The sequence below is a fragment of the Glycomyces halotolerans genome, from assembly GCF_054779575.1.
Genome location: NZ_BAAGXZ010000089.1, coordinates 1 through 502, shown reverse-complemented (window position 1 = coordinate 502; position 502 = coordinate 1). Strand labels below are relative to the sequence as shown.

At 34.5% G+C, this 502-nt stretch carries 1 protein-coding gene; it reads right to left on the bottom strand.

Annotated elements, in window-relative coordinates; genetic code table 11:
• Window positions 1-312 (bottom strand): aminopeptidase (locus ACYVL2_RS20180; protein ID WP_460546590.1); only part of this gene is annotated, 312 nt, incomplete at its 3' end.
• Window positions 313-502 lie beyond the last annotated feature (190 nt).

Genomic DNA, 502 nt, shown 5'->3' with positions numbered 1-502 from the left:
AGATTGTTCAAAGATATTGGAACCTGAACGTAATCCAATATAAGCGTCCATTTCCTTCATCACGTTTGCTTCAAAGTTAGCCATCATGCTATATTGTTCTTCTTGTGCACCTTGAAGGAGAGCACGGTCTACCGTATAATCTTTTAATGAAACAAATGGGTACCCACCTGCAGCATATGCCTCTGCTACCAGTGCAGTTACAAGTTCACGCTGCAAGTCAAAGTTTTCAATTAAAACCTTTTCGCCTTTTTGAAGACGAACGGAGTAATTAATTAAATTATGGGCTAAAGTTTGAATTCTAGGATCTTTCATATGTATCCCTCCTTTAAAATAAGCGACAAATGCCACTTCCTTATTGTAACCGATTATTTATTTTTTGTTGATGAATAAAGGGTATTTTAGTTATACTTTCCAAAAGATAAGGCGATAAATAATAAAAGTTTAAGAAAATGAGGAAGATAGTGTATGATAAGGATAAACAATTCCAATTTCTAATCGGATG